The organism is Microbacterium sp. 67-17 (genome assembly GCF_001898325.1).
In the GTDB taxonomy this organism is placed as follows: Bacteria; Actinomycetota; Actinomycetes; order Actinomycetales; family Microbacteriaceae; genus Microbacterium; species Microbacterium schleiferi.
In genome coordinates this window covers 150651-168128 of record NZ_MKTR01000034.1, presented here as the reverse complement: position 1 = coordinate 168128, position 17478 = coordinate 150651, and the positions used below count along the sequence as shown (strand labels likewise).

16 protein-coding genes are annotated in these 17478 nt (G+C 68.3%); 5 read left to right on the top strand and 11 right to left on the bottom strand.

The window, feature by feature from the left end; translation table 11 throughout:
• Position 1 precedes the first annotated feature (1 nt).
• From BGO47_RS13945 to BGO47_RS13925, 5 genes are all read right to left on the bottom strand, one after another.
• A complete protein-coding gene (locus tag BGO47_RS13945; RefSeq protein ID WP_292712829.1) occupies positions 2–883 on the bottom strand; it encodes an ABC transporter permease subunit in 882 nt (293 codons plus the stop codon).
• A gap of 2 nt (positions 884–885) precedes the next feature.
• Complete coding sequence (locus BGO47_RS13940) at positions 886–1719, bottom strand: ABC transporter permease subunit (protein ID WP_292712827.1); 834 nt, start codon at positions 1717–1719, stop codon at positions 886–888.
• A complete protein-coding gene (locus BGO47_RS13935) occupies positions 1709–2491 on the bottom strand; it encodes an ABC transporter ATP-binding protein (protein WP_292713187.1) in 783 nt (260 codons plus the stop codon). Before BGO47_RS13935 ends, BGO47_RS13940 begins: the two co-directional genes overlap by 11 nt.
• Positions 2492–2589: 98 nt before the next feature.
• Positions 2590–3669: an ABC transporter substrate-binding protein gene (locus BGO47_RS13930; protein ID WP_292712825.1), complete on the bottom strand. Its 1080-nt coding sequence runs from the start codon at positions 3667–3669 to the stop codon at positions 2590–2592.
• A gap of 181 nt (positions 3670–3850) precedes the next feature.
• A complete protein-coding gene (locus tag BGO47_RS13925) occupies positions 3851–5026 on the bottom strand; it encodes an XdhC/CoxI family protein (protein WP_292712823.1) in 1176 nt (391 codons plus the stop codon).
• A 110-nt stretch (positions 5027–5136) separates the two neighbouring features.
• Here BGO47_RS13925 and BGO47_RS13920 point away from each other — a divergent pair, with 110 nt between their 5' ends.
• Complete coding sequence (locus BGO47_RS13920) at positions 5137–5469, top strand: TraR/DksA C4-type zinc finger protein (RefSeq protein ID WP_292712821.1); 333 nt, start codon at positions 5137–5139, stop codon at positions 5467–5469.
• A gap of 25 nt (positions 5470–5494) precedes the next feature.
• Here the strand turns inward: BGO47_RS13920 and BGO47_RS13915 are convergent, their stop codons facing one another.
• On the bottom strand, positions 5495–6874 hold the full coding sequence (locus BGO47_RS13915; RefSeq protein WP_292712819.1) for an amidohydrolase family protein: 1380 nt from the start codon (positions 6872–6874) through the stop codon (positions 5495–5497).
• A gap of 427 nt (positions 6875–7301) precedes the next feature.
• Between BGO47_RS13915 and BGO47_RS13910 the strand changes: the two genes are divergently transcribed.
• Positions 7302–8225 (top strand): hypothetical protein, encoded by a 924-nt coding sequence (locus BGO47_RS13910; RefSeq protein ID WP_292712817.1) that lies wholly within the window; start codon positions 7302–7304, stop codon positions 8223–8225.
• A 312-nt stretch (positions 8226–8537) separates the two neighbouring features.
• Here BGO47_RS13910 and BGO47_RS13905 read toward each other — a convergent pair whose 3' ends face one another.
• Genes BGO47_RS13905 through allB form a run of 5 tightly spaced genes read right to left on the bottom strand, consistent with a single transcriptional unit; the run spans position 8538 to position 15160 of the window.
• On the bottom strand, positions 8538–9836 hold the full coding sequence (locus tag BGO47_RS13905; protein ID WP_292712815.1) for an allantoate amidohydrolase: 1299 nt from the start codon (positions 9834–9836) through the stop codon (positions 8538–8540).
• A 3-nt stretch (positions 9837–9839) separates the two neighbouring features.
• Entirely contained in the window at positions 9840–11081 is a 1242-nt protein-coding gene (locus BGO47_RS13900) for an alanine--glyoxylate aminotransferase family protein (protein ID WP_292712813.1), read from the bottom strand.
• Positions 11078–12712 (bottom strand): AtzH-like domain-containing protein, encoded by a 1635-nt coding sequence (locus BGO47_RS13895; RefSeq protein ID WP_292712811.1) that lies wholly within the window; start codon positions 12710–12712, stop codon positions 11078–11080. The genes BGO47_RS13900 and BGO47_RS13895 overlap by 4 nt, the downstream gene beginning before the upstream one ends.
• On the bottom strand, positions 12705–13805 hold the full coding sequence (locus BGO47_RS13890; RefSeq protein ID WP_292712809.1) for an acetamidase/formamidase family protein: 1101 nt from the start codon (positions 13803–13805) through the stop codon (positions 12705–12707). The genes BGO47_RS13895 and BGO47_RS13890 overlap by 8 nt, the downstream gene beginning before the upstream one ends.
• Entirely contained in the window at positions 13802–15160 is a 1359-nt protein-coding gene (gene allB, locus BGO47_RS13885) for an allantoinase AllB (protein ID WP_292712807.1), read from the bottom strand. The genes BGO47_RS13890 and allB overlap by 4 nt, the downstream gene beginning before the upstream one ends.
• A 100-nt stretch (positions 15161–15260) precedes the next feature.
• Here allB and uraD point away from each other — a divergent pair, with 100 nt between their 5' ends.
• Genes uraD through hpxO form a run of 3 tightly spaced genes read left to right on the top strand, consistent with a single transcriptional unit; the run spans position 15261 to position 17329 of the window.
• Positions 15261–15776, top strand: coding sequence for a 2-oxo-4-hydroxy-4-carboxy-5-ureidoimidazoline decarboxylase (gene uraD, locus BGO47_RS13880; RefSeq protein ID WP_292712805.1), 516 nt, complete (start codon positions 15261–15263; stop codon positions 15774–15776).
• A gap of 5 nt (positions 15777–15781) precedes the next feature.
• Positions 15782–16105 carry a hydroxyisourate hydrolase gene (gene uraH / locus BGO47_RS13875; RefSeq protein WP_292712803.1) on the top strand — a complete coding sequence of 108 codons (324 nt, stop codon included), beginning with the start codon at positions 15782–15784 and terminating at the stop codon, positions 16103–16105.
• Positions 16106–16150: 45 nt separating this feature from the next.
• Positions 16151–17329, top strand: a complete 1179-nt coding sequence (gene hpxO, locus BGO47_RS13870) for an FAD-dependent urate hydroxylase HpxO (protein ID WP_292712801.1) — start codon at positions 16151–16153, stop codon at positions 17327–17329.
• The last annotated feature ends 149 nt before the right edge of the window (positions 17330–17478 follow it).

The following is a 17478-nucleotide window of genomic DNA, read 5'->3' as shown; positions in this document are numbered from 1 at the left end:
CTCAGATGCCCTTCTGCGGGTGCATCGCCATGCGTGCCAGCACGACATCCTCGACGATCTGGATGAGGTTGTAGAGCACGAGCGATGCGGCGGTGACCGCCACGACGGATGCCCACAACGCTGCGAACTGCGCCTGCGGGATGAATCCGCCGATCGATCCGCCGATCCCGCCGCCGACCGCGAGCCATTCGGCAAGCAGCGCTCCGGTGATGGCGCCGGGAACCGAAATGCGGACGGCGGCGAAGAAGGCGGGAAGCGAAGAGGGGAAGGCGACCTTGCGGAGCTTCGTGAATGCTCCCCCGCCGTAGACATCCACGAGGTCATTCATCATCGGCGGCGCGGATTTGAGACCGAATGAGATGTTCACGAGAGCCGGGAAGAGCACGACGATGCCACCGATGACGGCCACCGTCCAGAAGTCACGTCCGAAGATCAGGATGATGACCGGTGCCATCGCGATCAGTGGCACAGACCGCAGAAGCATCGCGACTGGCATCAGAGCGTGCTCGATGCCTTTGTTGAGTTCGAACGCGACGGCCGCCACGAGGGCGACGACGAGGCCCGCAACGAACCCGATCGCGGCATCCCCGAGGGTGACCGCGAGGTTGCCCATGAGCATCGCCCGGTTGGCTTCGGCTGCCGGCACGGTGAAGAGGTAGTTCCAGACATCGACCGGGCCCTTGGCGATCAGCGGCGAGAGCTGGAGTGCCCAGAGGAGCCCAACCCAGATCACCAGAACGGCGACGATCGTCAGAGCGAAAGTGAGCGTCGACCAGCCCAGTGCACGCAGTACCGCGCGGGTGGACTGGGCGCGCAGCTTGGCGTTGAGCTTCGCCGCTTCAGCCTGGACGTCGGTAGCCCCGGTGAGTGTGATCTGCGCCATCGTCAACGTCCCTTCGACCAGGGGGCGATCGCCTTGGCGATCCACCCGACGAGCGCGAACCCGAGAAGCGCGACGCCGCCGCTGAGAAGCGCCAGCGCCCACACCTGCGGTCCGTTCGAGGCCTGCTGGGCGAGGATCATCGCGAGACCCACGCCGACCTCGATCTTGCCGAAGAACTCACCGAGCACGGCGCCGAGGAAGGCGGCGGGCACCGCGATCTGCAGCGCGCTGAGCGTGGCCGGGAGCGCCGCGATCAGCCGCACTTTCACGAGTTGGGTGAACTTCGATCCGCCATAGACCGTGACAAGGTCGAGGCTCGACTTGTCGGCCGACTTCAGGCCGAGAAGTGCGCCGACGACCGTCGTGAAGAACACCGACAGCGCAGCGAGCAGGATCGCTGTGCCACTGGGCTCACCGACCTTGGGAGGAGTGATGACGATGACCGCGAGCATGCCGATCGCGACGATCGGGATGCAGTACGTGAGGATCGCGAGCTGCATAGCGACGCCCTCGAGCCGCGGCACGAGAAGCACGAACGCCGACAGCAGCAGGGCCAGTCCGTTGCCCCAGAGGTAGCCGATGCCGGCCTCGGCGAGGGTCACCGCGAAGTTGTTGAGGTAGTACTGCGGCCCCGTCTCGATCATGATCTGGATGACCTGGAACGGCGTGGGAATGGCGCTGGCGCCGGAGGGCCCGACGTTCGAGAAGACGGTGGCGGCAAGGATCCACCACAGCAGGATGATGCCGATGCCACCGATGACACCGATCACCCATGGGGGAAGACGGAAGTCCTCCCACTCGATCGCGCGCCCGCGCGTGGGGTTCTCAGTGGTCATCCGCCGCTGCTCCTCCGGCACCGAACAGCAACTCGGATGCCTGGTCGACGTAGGCGTGGAACTCAGGGGTGCGCATCATCTCGGGAGTGCGCGGACGCGGGAGGTCGATGGTCATGACCTCCTTGACCCGACCGGGGCGCGGGCTCATGACCGCGACCTGGTCGGAGAGGAAGATCGCCTCCGAGATACCGTGGGTCACCAGCAGCGTCGTCGCAGGCTTCTCGGTCCAGATGCGCAACAGCTCGAGGTTGAGCTTCTGCCTCGTCATGTCATCGAGGGCGCCGAACGGCTCATCGAAGAGCAGAACCTCGGGCTTCATGATCAGCGACCGCGCGATCGACACGCGCTGGCGCATGCCGCCCGACAGCTGGGCCGGCTTGGCCTTCTCGAACCCCTTGAGGCCGACCAGGGCGATCATCTCGTCGACGTAGGCCTTGTCGACGGAGGCACCTGCGATCTCGAAGGGAAGACGGATGTTCGACAGCACGCTGCGCCAGGGCAGCAGTGCTGAGTCCTGGAAGGCGATGCCGAGCTTGTTCTCTTTGCGCAGTTCCTTCGGGCTCTTCCCGTCCACGCGGGTTGTTCCGCTGGTGGGCTGTTCGAGACCGGCGAGGATGCGCAGGATCGTTGACTTTCCGCATCCTGAGGGTCCGAGGAGGGAGAGGAAGGTTCCCTGGTCGGTGTGGAGATTGGCGTCTTGCAGCGCCGTGACGGTCTTTCTTCCGGTGGTGAAGACCTTGTTCAGTCCGGAGATCTGCAGGCCGGTGCCCAGGGACTCGCCCTGGGCACCGGTCTCGGCAGAGCCCGTCGTGAGTACTGAACCGGATGCGGTGGGTTCGGTCACGATGGATTCTCCTTGCGTGTTTCTGATCAGCCCGCGTAGGCGATCAGGTCGGGGTTCTCGGCGTAGACCTCTTCGAGAAGCGACAGGTCGAACAGGTCGGCCGGGGTGAGGGTGATACCCGCGCCAGCGAGGCTGGCGATGGTCGCTTCCTGCAGCTCCGGGGTGATCCAGAAGAGGCCGAACTCCTCGGTGTCGGCCGAGACGACGAGCTCCTCGGACTGCGCGATCGAACCGGCGATCGAGTTCTCGGGGTTCAGGTCGAGGTCGGCTCCGTAGATCTCGTAAGCCAGGCGAGCACCCTCTTCGGGGTCGTTGACCGCGTCGGTCCAGCCCTTGATCTCAGCAACCAGGTACGCCTTGAGCTTCTCGCGGTCGTTGGCGATCATGTCGTCGGTCGTCGTGATCGTCTCGGCGACGAACGGCAGACCGTTGTCGGCGAACGGCAGGTTGGCGACCTCGAAGCCGGCTGCGGCGACGGTGATGGACTCGTTGGTCAGGTAGGCCATGAAGCCATCGACTTCACCGTTGGTCAGCGGCGCCGGGTCGTACTGCACGGGCACGATCTCGAGCTCGGACTCGTCGATGCCGTTGGCGGCAAGGAGAGCCTTGAACAGGGCGGTGTTGGAGTCCTGAACACCGATCTTCTTGCCCTTGAGGTCTTCGGGCGTGGTGATGTTGCCGCCGTCTGCCAGCGAAAGGATCGTGAAGGGGTTCTTCTGGTAAACCGAGCCGATGATCTTCAGCGGCGCGCCCTCGGCTGCCACGACCGAGCCGATCGAGACCGCGTCGGAGAATGCAACGTCAGCCGTGCCCGAGATGAGCTCGGCGGCACCGGTCGAAGGACCAGGCGTGAGGGTGACCTCGTCGAAGCCTGCATCGGTGTAGTAGCCGTTCTCCATGGCGAAGAAGTCGCCGGCGAACTCTTCGTTCTTGATCCAGCTGAGCTGAACGGCAAGCGTTCCGAAGCCCTCTGCAGCGTCACCGCTGCTGGACTCGGCCGGGGTGGACCCACCGCTGGCGCAGGCGCTCAGTGCAAGCGCCGACACGGCGACGGCTGCGACGGCCATGGCTGACCGGCGCACGATTCGGGAGGAAAGAGATGTCATGTTTGCTGCGTCTCCTGATTGCGGATGAATGGGACACTCGGTGACGCACGACTACGGGACTCGTCGGGTCGTCGAGTCCGACGGTACGAGATGTAGATTTCATGAACACTCGCCGGACTGTTTCGTCCGCGTTACCGAATGCGCGGAAGCGGCGAACAGCTGCGTGATGCAGGCAGCGCGCTCAGCGAGGCACGACGGTACCGGCGCCGGGTGCGCAGGCGATGCCCTCTTCCGCGCCCGGCTGTGACCTCGGCACGTCGGGTGTTGACAGTGCGGGATGCACTGGCCCGGTCGCGTCCCGCAGAGCTTCACCGCGTCCACCCGAGCGCACCATCACGATCTCGGCGAGGATCGACAGCGCGGTCTCCTCAGGGGTCCGACCTCCGAGTGCGAGGCCGATCGGGGAGCGCAGGCGTTCGGCCTCGGCATCCGTCACCCCGGCCTCGCGCAGACGGCGAGCTCGGTCATCATGCGTGCGGCGGCTGCCCATCGCACCGACATACCCGGCGGGGCTGCGCAGGGCGATCGTGAGCGCGGGCACATCGAACCGAGGGTCGTGGGTGAGCACGCAGATCGCCGTGCGCGCGTCGATCGGTGTGCGCGCGAGGTAGTCGTGCGGCCACTCGTGCACGACCTCGTGCGCGTCGGGAAAGCGCGCGGGGGCGGCGAAGGCATCCCGGGGGTCGCAAACACTGACCTCGAATCCGGATGCCGCGCCCAACCTGCTGAGGGCGACCGAGAACTCGACGGCCCCGATGATGATCAGGCGTGGTGCATGCGGGAACGGGACGCCCAGCACCTCGAGCGGGTCGACGTCAGTTCCGTACCGAAGGGTCAGGGCGTGGTCATCGGTGCGAAGGCGCGCCAGGTCGGCGACGAGAGCGCCACGGATGCCGGGATCGGTCACTGCGGCGGCATCCACGCTCTCGCGGGCAAGCAGAAGCTCACCGGTGCCGGGTCCGGCCGTGAAGATGCCTAGCGCGCACGGCTCGCGCCGCAGGATGGCGGCGTGAAGGTCGGTGATCGCCGCAGCTGCCGGCGTGCCAGGAAGAACGGGGAGCACCAGGACGTCGATGACGCCGCCGCAGCTCAGGCCGGCCTCGAACGCGGTCTCGTCAGAGATGCCATAGCGGACGCGGGTGGACTCGCCGGTCTCGATCGCCTGGAGACACAGGTCGTGCACGTCGCCGTCGACGCAGCCTGCCGAGACGTTGCCGAAGACGACGCCATCGGCATCCACGATCATCGCGGCACCGAGTTCGCGCGGCGAGCTCGCCTGTGCCGACACGAGCACCGCGAGCGCGAACTGACGCTCCTCGGCGACCCAGGCCGCAGCCGAATCGAGGATCTCTCGCATGCTCACCTCCCGGACTCCTGCCTATCATCCGGGTGTTTCTTCGAGATTGCGAAAGCCGCTTCGGGCCGAACGCCCACCCGAACGTCGGGGGCACGGCGTAGCCTCGGGGCGTGAACCGCACCGTGCTGACCGAGCGCCTGCGCTCCGTGGATGATCAGCTCGCGCGGCTCGACGCAGATGCCGCGTCCTTGCGCGCCGACCGCGCTGACGCGACAGCCGACGACGAGCACGACCCGGAGGGGTCAACGCTCTCGGGCGAGTGGCAGCGCGTGGAGGCACTCCGGGACGCGGCGGTGCGCGACCGCGCAGCGGTGATCGATGCGCTGGAGCGCGTGGACGCGGGCACCTACGGCAGCTGCATCCGGTGCGGGCAGCCGATTCCGGCGGCGCGGCTCGAGGTCATTCCAACGGCGACGATGTGCGTTCCGTGCGCCTCGGCCTAGCGCGGGCCACTCCGGCGCGGGCGGCTCAGCGCGGGTGTCCGAACTGGGTAGCGCGGGCCGGCAGGTCGGCGTGGATGCGGGCTGACGCCTCGGCAGCGAGCGGGTTCGTCGAGACGCCGTTCTCGCTCGCGAGCACCCCGCCGACATAGACCTGCTTCAGGTTGCGCAGGCTCATCGAGAGCACGTACGTGCGCACGGGGTGCCACAGCGGGCCGACATCCGGCATCCGTGGGTCGACAACGACGAAGTCGGCGAACTTGCCGACCTCGAGGCTTCCGACCCGGTCGGCAACGCCCAGAATCTCGGCGCCGCCCAGGGTGTGAAGACGCAGCACCGTCTCGGGGGTCATCGACAGCGGGTCTTTCGTGCGGGCGCGCTGCATGAAGATGCCGGCGCGCATGTTGCCCCACGGATCGGCGAGGTCGGTGCAGGCCTGGTCGTCAAGACCCATCCCGACACGGATGCCGAGCTCGAGCATCTCGGGAACGAGCGCGACCCCCGACGCGAGTCGTCCGTTGGAGGCCGGCTGCCATGACATCGACGCTCCGCCCTCGGCCGTGGCGCGGATGATCTCGGGCGTGGTCTGGATGAAGTGACCGAACATCATGTCGGGGCCGAGGGCTCCGGCATCCTGGTACATCGCGAACTTCGCCTGCTGCAGCGGCACGGCCTCAGGCGACTCGAGGAAGTGCGCCTGATTGGTCACACCGAACCGGCGCATCGCCTCGACCTCGAGCTCGGCAGCCTCAGGGCGCGGCGACCACTGCACCTGGCCCATGATCGAGGCGCCAAGCGCGAGGGCCGGGTCCATGGTGCGGGTGTGGGCGACCTCGGCGGCGAAGCGGTCGAAGATCTCGTCGTCAGTGCCGGTGGAGACATCCATGCCGATCGCGTCGACGAACCGGAGGCCGGCGTCGCGGCATCCGTCGGCCTGACGCGTGTGGTACTCGACCGGGCGCAGCGGCGCGTTGCCGCCCAGGCGCTTGCCGTCGACCATCGACTCCCACGCCTGCAGCGGGTCGGTGAAGTTGTAGGCGGTCGTGACGCCGTTCGCGAGGAAGTCGAGCGAGCCATGCAAGGTCGACCAGTACATGTCGTCGGGGGTCAGGTTTGCGGTGAACCCGAGCATCGAGTCGCACCAGCCGTAGAGCGTCTCGTTCGCGCCGAGCCCGCGCAGGCCGCTGGTGAACAGGTGGCTGTGGCTGGAGATGAAGCCGGGTGCGACGAAGGCTCCGGCGACATCGAGGGTGTCGTCGGCGGTCGTTCCTGCGGGCGGTTGGCCTGCGCCAGTCGCAGCGATGACGCCGTCTTCGACCAGCATCCAGCCCTCGTCGAGGTAGCCGAGGTTGTCCGCGCCGGCGGCGACGGTGATGAGTCGGGCGCCTGTCACAAGTAGGGATGCCATAGGTTCTCCGGTGGTGCGAGGGTGTCGCAACGCTACAGCTCCCATGTTTCGCCGCTGCTACGCCCGCTGGCGCCAGCATCCGCGCAACCCTCGACTCGCCAGGCCATCCGTCCAGTCGCGCGTTCCCGCGGTTTCACTCGCCCAGAACCCACACAACGGCGCGACCGAACCGGACGGTGGCTCCGCATGCACGCAGGCCATCCGTTCAGTCGCGCGTTCCTGCGGTTTCACTAGCCCAGAACCCACACAACGGCGCGACCGAACCGGCGCGGGTATCTTCTCGAGCCGTGGGTACCCACGGACGCCGCGCCTCCGTCGACTCCTCCACAAACCGACTCTGCACGCATCTCTCCCCGATGGGATCGTGCGGCCACCCCGGCAGACGCCCGAACCTCACGGTTGAGAAGTGCGCCCCAGCGAATTGCCCATGGACCTTGGCACTGCGTTCTCGGTGAAGCATGCCCGCCAACGCGGAGTCACCCCGTCCCGCCTTCGCGCGTCCGACCTCGATATCCCGTTCCGGGGCGTTCGGCAGTTACGCGCCGACCCGCCCGACACGGTCGAGACCCGTCTGCTCGATTCGATGGATGCCTACGCGCAGCGCATGACCGAGCACGAGTTCTTCAGCCACATCTCGGCCGCCGTCCTGTGGGGGATGCCACTTCCCCGGCGGATGCTGCGCGCCAGCACGCTGGACGTTGCGGTGATCTGGCCGCGGCGAGCACCAGCGTCCCAGGGTGTGCGCGGACACGCGCTGCGTCCGTGGATGTGCGAAATCGTGCGGCATCCGGAGTTCGGAGTCTCCGTGTCGTCACCAGCAGCGACCTGGGCCATGTTGTCTTCGCGCTACCGATCGGTCGATGATGCCGTGGTTGCCGGCGATGCGGTGATTCGCGACAAGATGCACCGTGATGATCCGCCCCCGCTGACCACTCTCACCTCCCTCCAGCTCGCGGCGGACGCGGGCCGGCGCATCAGAGGTGGCATCCTTCGCGATGCCCTGCCCCTGATCCACCCGCGCTCGCGGTCACGCCCGGAGTCGGTGATGCGCTTACTGCTCGGCCGTGCCGGTCTCAGCGGGTTCTTGCCGAACTTCGACGTTTTCGACGGAGATGTCTGGATCGCGCAGGTCGACTTCGCCCTCCCGCGCATCCTTCTCGCACTCGAGTATGAGGGCGAACACCACCTCACCGACCCCGTGCAGTGGGCAAAGGACATCGCGCGCGTGGAACGTCTGATCGAGCTCGGCTGGCGCGTCATCCGTGTGACCAAGGCAGACGTGTTCGGGGCCCCCGAGCTTCTCGTGCGTCGCATCCGTCGAGCCGTTGACCAGGGTCGCTGGCATACGTGACCTGCCTCGCTGCGCAGCTTCAGTCGCGCCGTCCTGCGCGCCCGTGGGGCGACACTCCACACCAAGACGCGACCGAACGTGTCAACCTCAATTTCAGTCGCGCCCTCTTGTGAGCTCACGTCCGCCAAACCCGCATATCGGCGCGACCGAAGCAGCACCCCGTGTTCGGTCGCGCCGATATGCGAGTGTGAGCTGACGCGACCCGCAGGAAGGCGCGACCGAAAGTACTGACCCCACATTCGGTCGCGCCAATAGGCGGTGATGCACTCACACGACCCGCAGAAAGGCGCGACTGAAAGTAAACCCCGAACGTCAGAGACGGTCGGCGGCCAGCTGGAGCACGGATTCGGTCAGGGCACGGATGCCGAGGGCAACGTCTGCGGCCGAAACGGCTTCGTCGGGGTGGTGGCTCACGCCGTCGGGGTTGCGCAGGAACAACATCCCGACATCCGTGATCGAGTCGATCGCCATAGCGTCGTGGCCGGCGCGACTGAAGATGACGGGTGGCGCGTCGCTGCCGCGGGGGGCCGCGTGCACGATGCCCTCGCGAACGACGTCCTGCAGCAGGAGCCCACACCGCACGGCCGGCGCGTTGTGCACCTCCCGTGCCTGCCACCGCAGCCCTCGACGGCCCATGATGTCGTCGAGTTCGCGGCTGATCTCGTCCCAGACCCGGTCGCGTTCGCCATCCAGCTCACCGCGCAGGTCGACGCTCAGGTGCGCCTCTCCGGGCACGACGTTGACCGCGCCGGGGAACGCCTCGAGCTGGCCGACCGTCCCGATGATGTGATGTTCGCTGCGGCAGATGCGTTCGACGGCGAGCGCCGCTTCGCTCGCACCGAGGAGCGCATCACGCCGCATGTCGTACGGGGTTCCGCCGGCGTGGCGGGCTTCGCCTTCGACGGTGAGCTGAAAGCGGCGGGCGCTGGCGATCGATGACACCACGGCGAGCGGCTCACCTGCGCGATCGAGCTCGGGTCCCTGCTCGATGTGCGCCTCGAGGTAGGCGACAAGGTGGTCAGGTCGGCGTGCGGCCTCGCCGACGCGCCCCGGGTCGAGCCCGAACTCCAGGAAGGCCTGGCGCAGAGTCACGCCGTCTTCGTCGGCGAGCGTCCACCAGGCGTCGTTCCAGATACCCGCGACGGCCGAAGATCCGAGCAGCGCCTTGCCGAAGCGCGTGCCCTCTTCATCCGAGAAGGCTGCGACTTCGACGGCGAACGGCAGCGGCACCCGCGAGACGCCGTCGCTCTCCTGGCGCAGAAGCCGAACGACCTCAAGAGCCATCAGCACACCGATGATGCCGTCGAACCGGCCCGCATCCTTCACGGTGTCCAGGTGCGAACCGATCATGAGGGCTGGCGCGGCGGGGTCAGGGTCGGCGCTGCGCTCGATGCGGCCGAGCTGATTGCCCGCGGCATCCTGCCAGGACCGAAGGCCAACCTCACGCATCCATTCGGCAGCCAGCCGGTTGACGCGAGCGTGCTCGGGCGAGAGGTACACACGCTCGATCTCTCCCGGCTGCGCGCTCACGCGTGCCAGTTCGTCGCAACGCGCCATCACCCGGCGGGCGGCGGCGGCGATGCGATCGGGGGATGCTTCGAGGAGGGGCATGCGTCAGCTTCCTGCCAGAGCGTCGGATGCGGCATCCACGCCCGCACCGGACGGCACCGCGGCACCGAATCGGCGGAGCACGGCCTCAAGCGCGACGAGGGTCTGCAGTGCGGCATCCGGGCGGGCGTTGTAGCCCATCGTGCCGATGCGCCAGACCTTGCCGTGAAGCGGCCCGAACGACGTGCCGATCTCGATCCCGAAGTCCTCGAGCATCGCGGCGCGCGCCGTATCGCCCGGCACACCCTCGGGGATGTAGACCGCGACGACGTTGCTCATCTTGTGCGAGACGTCGCCGAAGACCCGCAGGCCCATCGCCTCAACACCGGCGAGCATCGCAGCTCCGACGCGGCGGTGGCGGGCGATGACGGCATCCCGGCCCTCGAGCAGCAGCAGGCGCGCGCATTCGCGAGCGGCGTAGAGCATCGAGGTGGCCTCGGTGTGGTGGTTCAGACGCCGGGGCCCCCAGTAGTCGAGGATCATGCCGAGATCGAAATAGTTGGAGCGCACGAAGTCCGGCGACGACGGGTCACCGGGTTCCCGGATGCCGGCCTCCACCTTCTTGCGCGACGAGATCACCTCGACGGCGCGGTCACTGAGAGTGATCGGCGCCGACCCCGAGGGTCCGCCCAGGCACTTCTGCAAGCCGGCGGTCGCGGCATCCAGCCCCCACGCGTCGGCCTCGAACGGGTTGCCGCCGAGGGATGCCGTCGCGTCGGAGTAGAACAGCACGCCATGACGGGCGCAGATCTCGCCGATCTCGTCGAGGGGCTGCAGCATCGTCGTGGAGGTGTCACCCTGCACGAGAGTGAGGAGGGTGGGCTTGACCCGAACGATCGCTTCTTCGATCGCCGAGGGTGTGAAGACCTGCCCCCACTCCGTCTCGATCGTGTGGACCTCGGCCATCGCCCGCTCGGAGATCTCGGCGAGCAGGTGTCCGAACCGCCCGAAGATGGGGACAAGCACACGGTCCCCCGGACGGATCAGCGAGAGGATCGCCGCCTCGATCCCCGCGCGCGAGGTGCCGTCGATCAGCAGTGTCGCGTCGTTGGTCGTGCCCCAGACGCCGCGGTACAGCTCCTGGGTCTCGGTCATCGTCGCCGTCATGAACGGGTCGTACTGGCCGACCAGCGGCGCCGACATCGCGCGCAGCACGCCGGGGTAGGCATCCACAGGCCCGGGGCCCATGAGGAGCCGGCGCGGCGGGTCGATCGGTCCGGGGATGCTCGACAGGGGTTGGTCGGTCATGTCAGGGTCCTTTCGGCCGGGTCGGTCGCGACGAGAGCCGCAAGCCGCCGGGCCAGGCGAACAAGGGCGATATCGGTGCCCGCGCGCGAGATCAGGCATACCCCGACCGGCGCGGGGCCGAGGGGCGAGCGCACCGTGAGCAGCGGGATCGAGAGCGCAGGCAACCCCGCGACGGCGGCGGGGGTCGTCATCCGCAGGGTCGAGAGGCGCGTGGCGTCGATCTCGGCGGGAGCGGCAGTGCGTGCCGGCGCGGGGCCCGGGACGGTCGGCAGCAGCAGCACGGCGTCACGAACGAGGTGGTGCAGGCTCTCGCGCAGCGGGGCGAGCGCCCCGCGAGCGTCGGCCTCCGCCGCGGGAGAGACCGACGCGGCAAGCCGAAAGCGCTCGGCGACGGCCGGTCCCACTGCGCCGGGATGCTCACGCAGCCACTCGCCGTTGTTGCGCCACGCCTCGGCGCCTTGCACCGTCCGGAAGGGCGCAACGTACTCGTCGAGGTCGCCGATCTCGACCCGCGCCAGACGCGGGGGATCATCGGATGCCGCGAGCCGCGCGACCAGAGAGTCGAAAGCCTCACGGGTCGGCGCATCCGCGGCATCCAGCACCTCGTCGGGCACGAGGAACCGCCACGGCAGGTCATCGCCGGACTCGCCGTAGACGCTCTCGGTGGAATCCGACCCGTCGTAGCTCAGGCACCACTCGGCCACCCGCTGCAGCGTCGCGCCGTCGCGCGTCAACCACCCGACGGTGTCGAAGCTCTGCGCGAGGGGGAGCATCCCCTGCCGGGGCACGAGGCCGTGCGTCGTTCGCAGACCCCACAAGCCCTGGTACGACGCAGGGACGCGGATGGATCCTGCAGTGTCGGTCGCGAGGCCGACATCCGCCTGCCCGAGGGCCACGGCACTGGCCGGCCCGCTGGAAGAACCACCGGGCAGAGCCCCCGGCAGCGCGGCGTTCGGCGGCGTGCCGTAGTGGGCGTTGTCACCCGCGATCGAATAGGCGAACTCGTCGGTGCGCGCGAGTCCTCGGACCGACGCTCCGGCCCGGATGAGGTCGGCAAGCGCGGGAGCCGTGGTCTTCTCTGCCCGCGCCTCACGCAGGTAGGTGGGGTTGCCGGCGCCGATGCGGAAACCGGTCAGGGCGAAGAGGTCCTTCACCGCCACGGTGAGGCCCGCAAGCGGCCCCTCCCACGCACCCTGCCAGAGCGGGTCGCCGACGCTGCGCCAGATCGACCGATCGAACGCGGGAGTGCGGGGCGTCACGTGGGCCGCCGTGATCAGCCACTGGCCGTCGACGCGCTGCCACACCTGGGTCTGGATGCCGCGCCCTCCGCCGTGAAAGCGGGATCCAGCGACCAGGAGCGCGATGCCGGGACCAAGCGGCCGGTACTCCAGGCGCTCGATCGTGCGCGGGGCCACTCCGCCGCGCGTGACGCGGAACGCGCTGATGGCGTCGTGTCCGACCAGGAGGCCGGCACCGTCAGCGCGGATCGTCTGCGGACCCGGTGCAAACGCCGCATCGAGCGCATCAAGGTCGTTCGCGAGGATCGCGCGCTCATAGGCGTCGAAGGCCGTGAACAGGTCGGCGGGGATGTCGTCGGGAAAGCCGCTCGGCGGCAGGGTCGCCTCAGCCACGGTCCACCTTCGCAAAATCGGCCTCACGGATGCGGGCATGCACCCCACACACGACATCCACGACCTGGGAGATGTCGAAGTCGGTGGCTGCCGACAGGTAGGCGTACGCGAGGTGTTCATCGAGCCCCCACCGCGCCTCGATGAGACTCACCGCGGCGCGCACGGCGTTGCGCATCGCGACGTTGAGGTCGACATCCATGCCGGTGGGAACGAGGTACTCGTCGGTGCGAACGAGGGGGCCAGCGAGCTCTCCGAACTCGGCGAGCGCGACCTCGCGCGGGATCACCTCGAACCGCAGTGTCGCACGCAAGGATGCCTCGAGTGCGGTGAGCGCGACCTCACCATCTCCCTGTGCGAAATGCGGATCTCCGACGTACGCGAGCGCGCCCGGAACCTGAACCGGCAAGAAGAGCACCGACCCCTCGGTCAGCAGCTTGATGTCGATGTTGCCACCGTGCGGGCCGGGGGGAACCGAGTGTGGGCGCTCGTCGTCGGCGACCGCGACCCCCATGATCCCAAGGAAGGGTGCAAGCGGGAACTCGATTCGACCCTCGCCGCCCTCGGTCACCGGGAGCACGCCGACGAGGCCCTCGGGCCGCGCCTCGACGGGAGTGAAGACGCTGACGTTGTGCGCGCCGCGCGGCAGTTCGCCGATCAGCGCTCCCTTGCCGTGACGGTTCGAGATCACGCCGTACGGCACGCGCGGTTCGAGGCTGACCACGGTGATCTTCAGGAGGTCGCCGGGTTCGGCATCCGTCACCCGGATGGGACCGGTCACGACATGCGGGCCGTCGGTGTCGGGGTTTCGCGTGAGCGCCGAGGCCACCTCGACGGCGTCGTCGAGCACCGCCTCGCGGGGGATGCCGTGGCTGCCGAAGTAGGCCACCGGGTCGGTGCCGTGGTCATCGAGGATGCCTTCGTGGCTGACCGTGTCGATGGTCACCGTCTCGCCGGATGCGACCGCGAGCACCGCGGTGTCGGTGACACACGGCAGGCGCCCCCACATCACGGTCTCGGGTGTGGAGCGCAGGTAGTGGTCACCGGGAATCTCGCCGACACCGGGTTGGAGGATCGGGAAGGGGAAGGTGGTCATCGGGCTCCTTCGTCCGAAGCGGGATTGGTGGCCAGGATCTCACGACCGTGACGGCCTGTGATCCCCCGGTTCGCGGTGTAGGCCGTCTCGCCGTGGACCCAGGTCGTGCGTACGGCGCCGCGCAGCAGCGCGCCGTCCCACGGCGAGAGCTTGTTGCGATACTCCAGGTCAGCGGCGCGAACGACGGATGCCGCATCCGGCGCGAACGCGACCAGGTGCGCGGGAGCGCCCTGCCGAATCACACCGCGGCTGCGGATGCCGGCGATTGCGGCAGGCCCGGTCGTGAACCACGGGATCACCGCTTCGAGCGGGATGCCGCGACGGGATGCCTCTGTCCACACGGCACGGAGCCCCGTCTGTACCCCCGATATCCCGCCCCACGAGAGGCCGAGGTCGCCGTCTTCGCGCTCCTTGAGATCGCGGGTCGCCGGCGAGTGATCGCTGACGACCGCGTCGATCGTGCCGTCGAGCAGCCCCGCCCACAGGAGGTCTTGGTTGTGGCCATCACGCACGGGCGGGCAGCACTTCACGGTGCCCGACCCATCCGGGAGATCCTCGGCCCGCAGGGTCAGATAGTGCGGGCAGGTCTCGGCGGTGAGCCGGATGCCGGCAGCCTTCGCCTCGCGGATGACATCGAGCGCGTGCCCGTCCGAGACGTGCACGATGTGGGCGCGCGCTCCGGTGCGGCCCGCGGCAGCGGCGACAGCGGCGATCGCCGATTCTTCGCTGATCGGCGGTCGGCTCGCGAGGAATCTGGCGTAGCTGCTGCCGATCGCCGGGTCATCGTGCAGGTGGGCGGGGTCTTCGGCATGAGCGATGAGCAACCCGTCGAAGACGGCAAGCTCGGTCAGCGCGGACTCCAGGGCGGCGGCATCCAGATGCCCGAACTCGTCGATCCCCGAGGGCGAGAGGAAGCACTTCACCCCCACCACCCCGGCCGTGAACAAGGGACGCAGCGACCCGAGGTTCTCTGGCACGGCGCCACCCCAGTACGCGACATCGACAGCGAGCTTGCCCGGTGTCGCGGCGCGCTTGGCGGCGAGCGCCTCGACGGTCGTCGTGACCGGCAGCGAGTTCAGCGGCATGTCGACGACGGTGGTGATACCCCCCGCCGCAGCAGCGGCGGTGCCGGTTTCGAAGCCCTCCCAGTCGGTGCGGCCCGGTTCGTTCAGATGCACATGCGAGTCGACGAGGCCCGGCAGGAGCACCTCGTCGTCAGAGAGGATGAGGTCGGCATCCGGGTCGTACGGAGCAATCCCCGCAATGAGGCCATCACGAACGAGGACGGTCGCGGCGGAGAAGCCGCCGTCAAGGAACACCCGGCGTGACGCGAGGGCGATGGCCGGGGACGACATGCCGTCACCGTATGATCCGCGCATTTCTCGCATGTTACCTGTACCAACATTTCGGATCACGTCTGCCGTCGTGCCGGGTCGAGCGCGTTACGGTGTCCGCATGGAGCTGACGCACTTCAATGACCTGCCCGAGACCGAGGCGATCGAGGTCGTGTCGGTGTGGGCGCGCGTCCCGGCCTGGGCCGAGGCCGTCGCAGACGCACGCCCGTTCTTCTCCGTCGACGAGCTCGAGGCCACGGCAGCACGACTGGCCGGCACGTGGCGTCTTCCCGAACTGGATGCCGCACTCGCCCACCATCCCCGCATCGGGGAGCGCCCGCGGGGCGAGGGCGCGGAGGCTAACGCCTCGCGACGCGAGCAATCGGCGATGACGGATGCCGCGGCATCCGTGACCGAGCAGATCGCCGCCGGCAACGCCGACTACGAGGCGCGATTCGGGCGGGTCTTCCTCATCCGTGCCGCCGGACGCACGCCCGACGAGATCCTGGTCGAGCTGCAGCGGCGCCTGGACAACACCGCCGAGGCCGAAGTCGACGAGGCGCTCGACCAGCTGCGGCAGATCGCGATGCTGCGCCTTCGCGCCGCCATCGAACCCGACCCTTCGACCGGAGAGTGAAGACCGTGACAGCGCACCTGACCACCCATGTTCTCGACACGACCAGCGGGATGCCTGCCACAGGCGTCGCGGTCACGCTGCGCGACGCATCCGGTGAGGCGATCGCCGAGGCTGTGACGGATGCCGACGGTCGTGCCGGGCTCGGACCCGAGCTACTTCAGCCGGGAACCTACGCTCTCACCTTCGACACCGGCGCCTACTTCGCAGCTCACGGCACCGACTGCTTCTATCCGAGCGTCACGGTGGACTTCACGATCACCGACGCTCGCCACTATCACGTGCCCCTGCTGCTGAGCCCGTTCGCGTACTCGACCTACCGCGGCAGCTGAGGCGCCGTAACGCGGCCGTGACACACGCTCCCTAATGTTCGTCACATGAAGATCATCATCATCGGCGCAGGCATCGGCGGCGCCAGTGCCGGGATCGCGCTGCAGCGCCTGGGCCACGAGGTCGTCATCTACGACCGGATGCGAGAGAACAAGCCGGTCGGTGCGGCGCTCTCGCTGTGGTCCAACGGGGTGAAGGTCCTCAATTGGCTCGGCCTTGCCGACGAAGTTGCCGCGCTCGGCGGCCGCATGGATGACATGGCTTACCTCGACGGTCTCACCGGTGAGGTCATGTGCCAGTTCTCGCTCGAGCCGGTCACCGCGCAGACCGGTCAGCGCCCGTACCCCGTGGCGCGAGCTGACCTGCAGGCACTTCTCATGCAGACCGTCGGGATGGACCGCATCCACCTCGGGCGCAAGGCGGTGTCGGTAGCCGACGACGGGCAGACCGTGACGGTGACCTTCGACGATGGCTCGACCGACAGTGGTGACCTGTTGATCGGCGCCGACGGTGCGCGGTCGATGGTGCGTGACCACGTCACCGGCGGCGGTATCGAACGCACCTATTCGGGGTACACGAACTTCAACGGTCTGGTGGCCCAGGATGCCGAGATCGGCCCCGCGAACCAGTGGACCACCTACGTCGGCGACGGAAAGCGCTGCGCCGTCATGCCCGTAGCCGGCGACCGGTTCTACTTCTTCGTCGACATCCCCCAGCCGGCCGGGCACGCCGCCGAGGCCGGTGAGCCCCTCGCCGCGCTGCGCGAAGCGTTCGGGCACTGGGCGCCCGGCGTGCAAACCCTGCTGGAGGCGATCGACCCGGCATCCTCCCTCAACCGCGTCGAGATCTGGGACATCGACCCGTTCGACACGTGGGTGAAGGGTCGGGTCGCAATCCTCGGGGATGCCGCTCACAACACGGCGCCCGACATCGGGCAGGGCGCCTGCTCAGCGCTCGAGGACACGTTCGCTCTCGCGATCTCACTGGCAACGAACACGAACTCCGTCGAGGACGCGCTGCGCCGCTACGAGCGCTCGCGCACCGAGCGGGCGGGTGATCTCGTGAACCGGGCCCGCAAGCGCGCTGCCGAGACGCACGGGTTCGTGCCCGGTGCGACCGAGGCCTGGTACGAGAGCCTGCGTGGCACTGACGGAACCGACATCATCCGCGGCATCGTCGGCAACATCGAGGGCAGCCCCATCAATCTCGGCGTCGGAACCCTCTGACCCGGGTCGGGCGGCGCGATCGCCAGCGCGAGGCATCCGGGCCGGATCATCCATCCGTTCAGTCGCGTCGTCGTGCGGGTGTGCGCGCGACCGACCCGCACGACGGCGCGACCGAAGATCTGGGCTCTCCTTTCAGTCGCGTCGTCGTG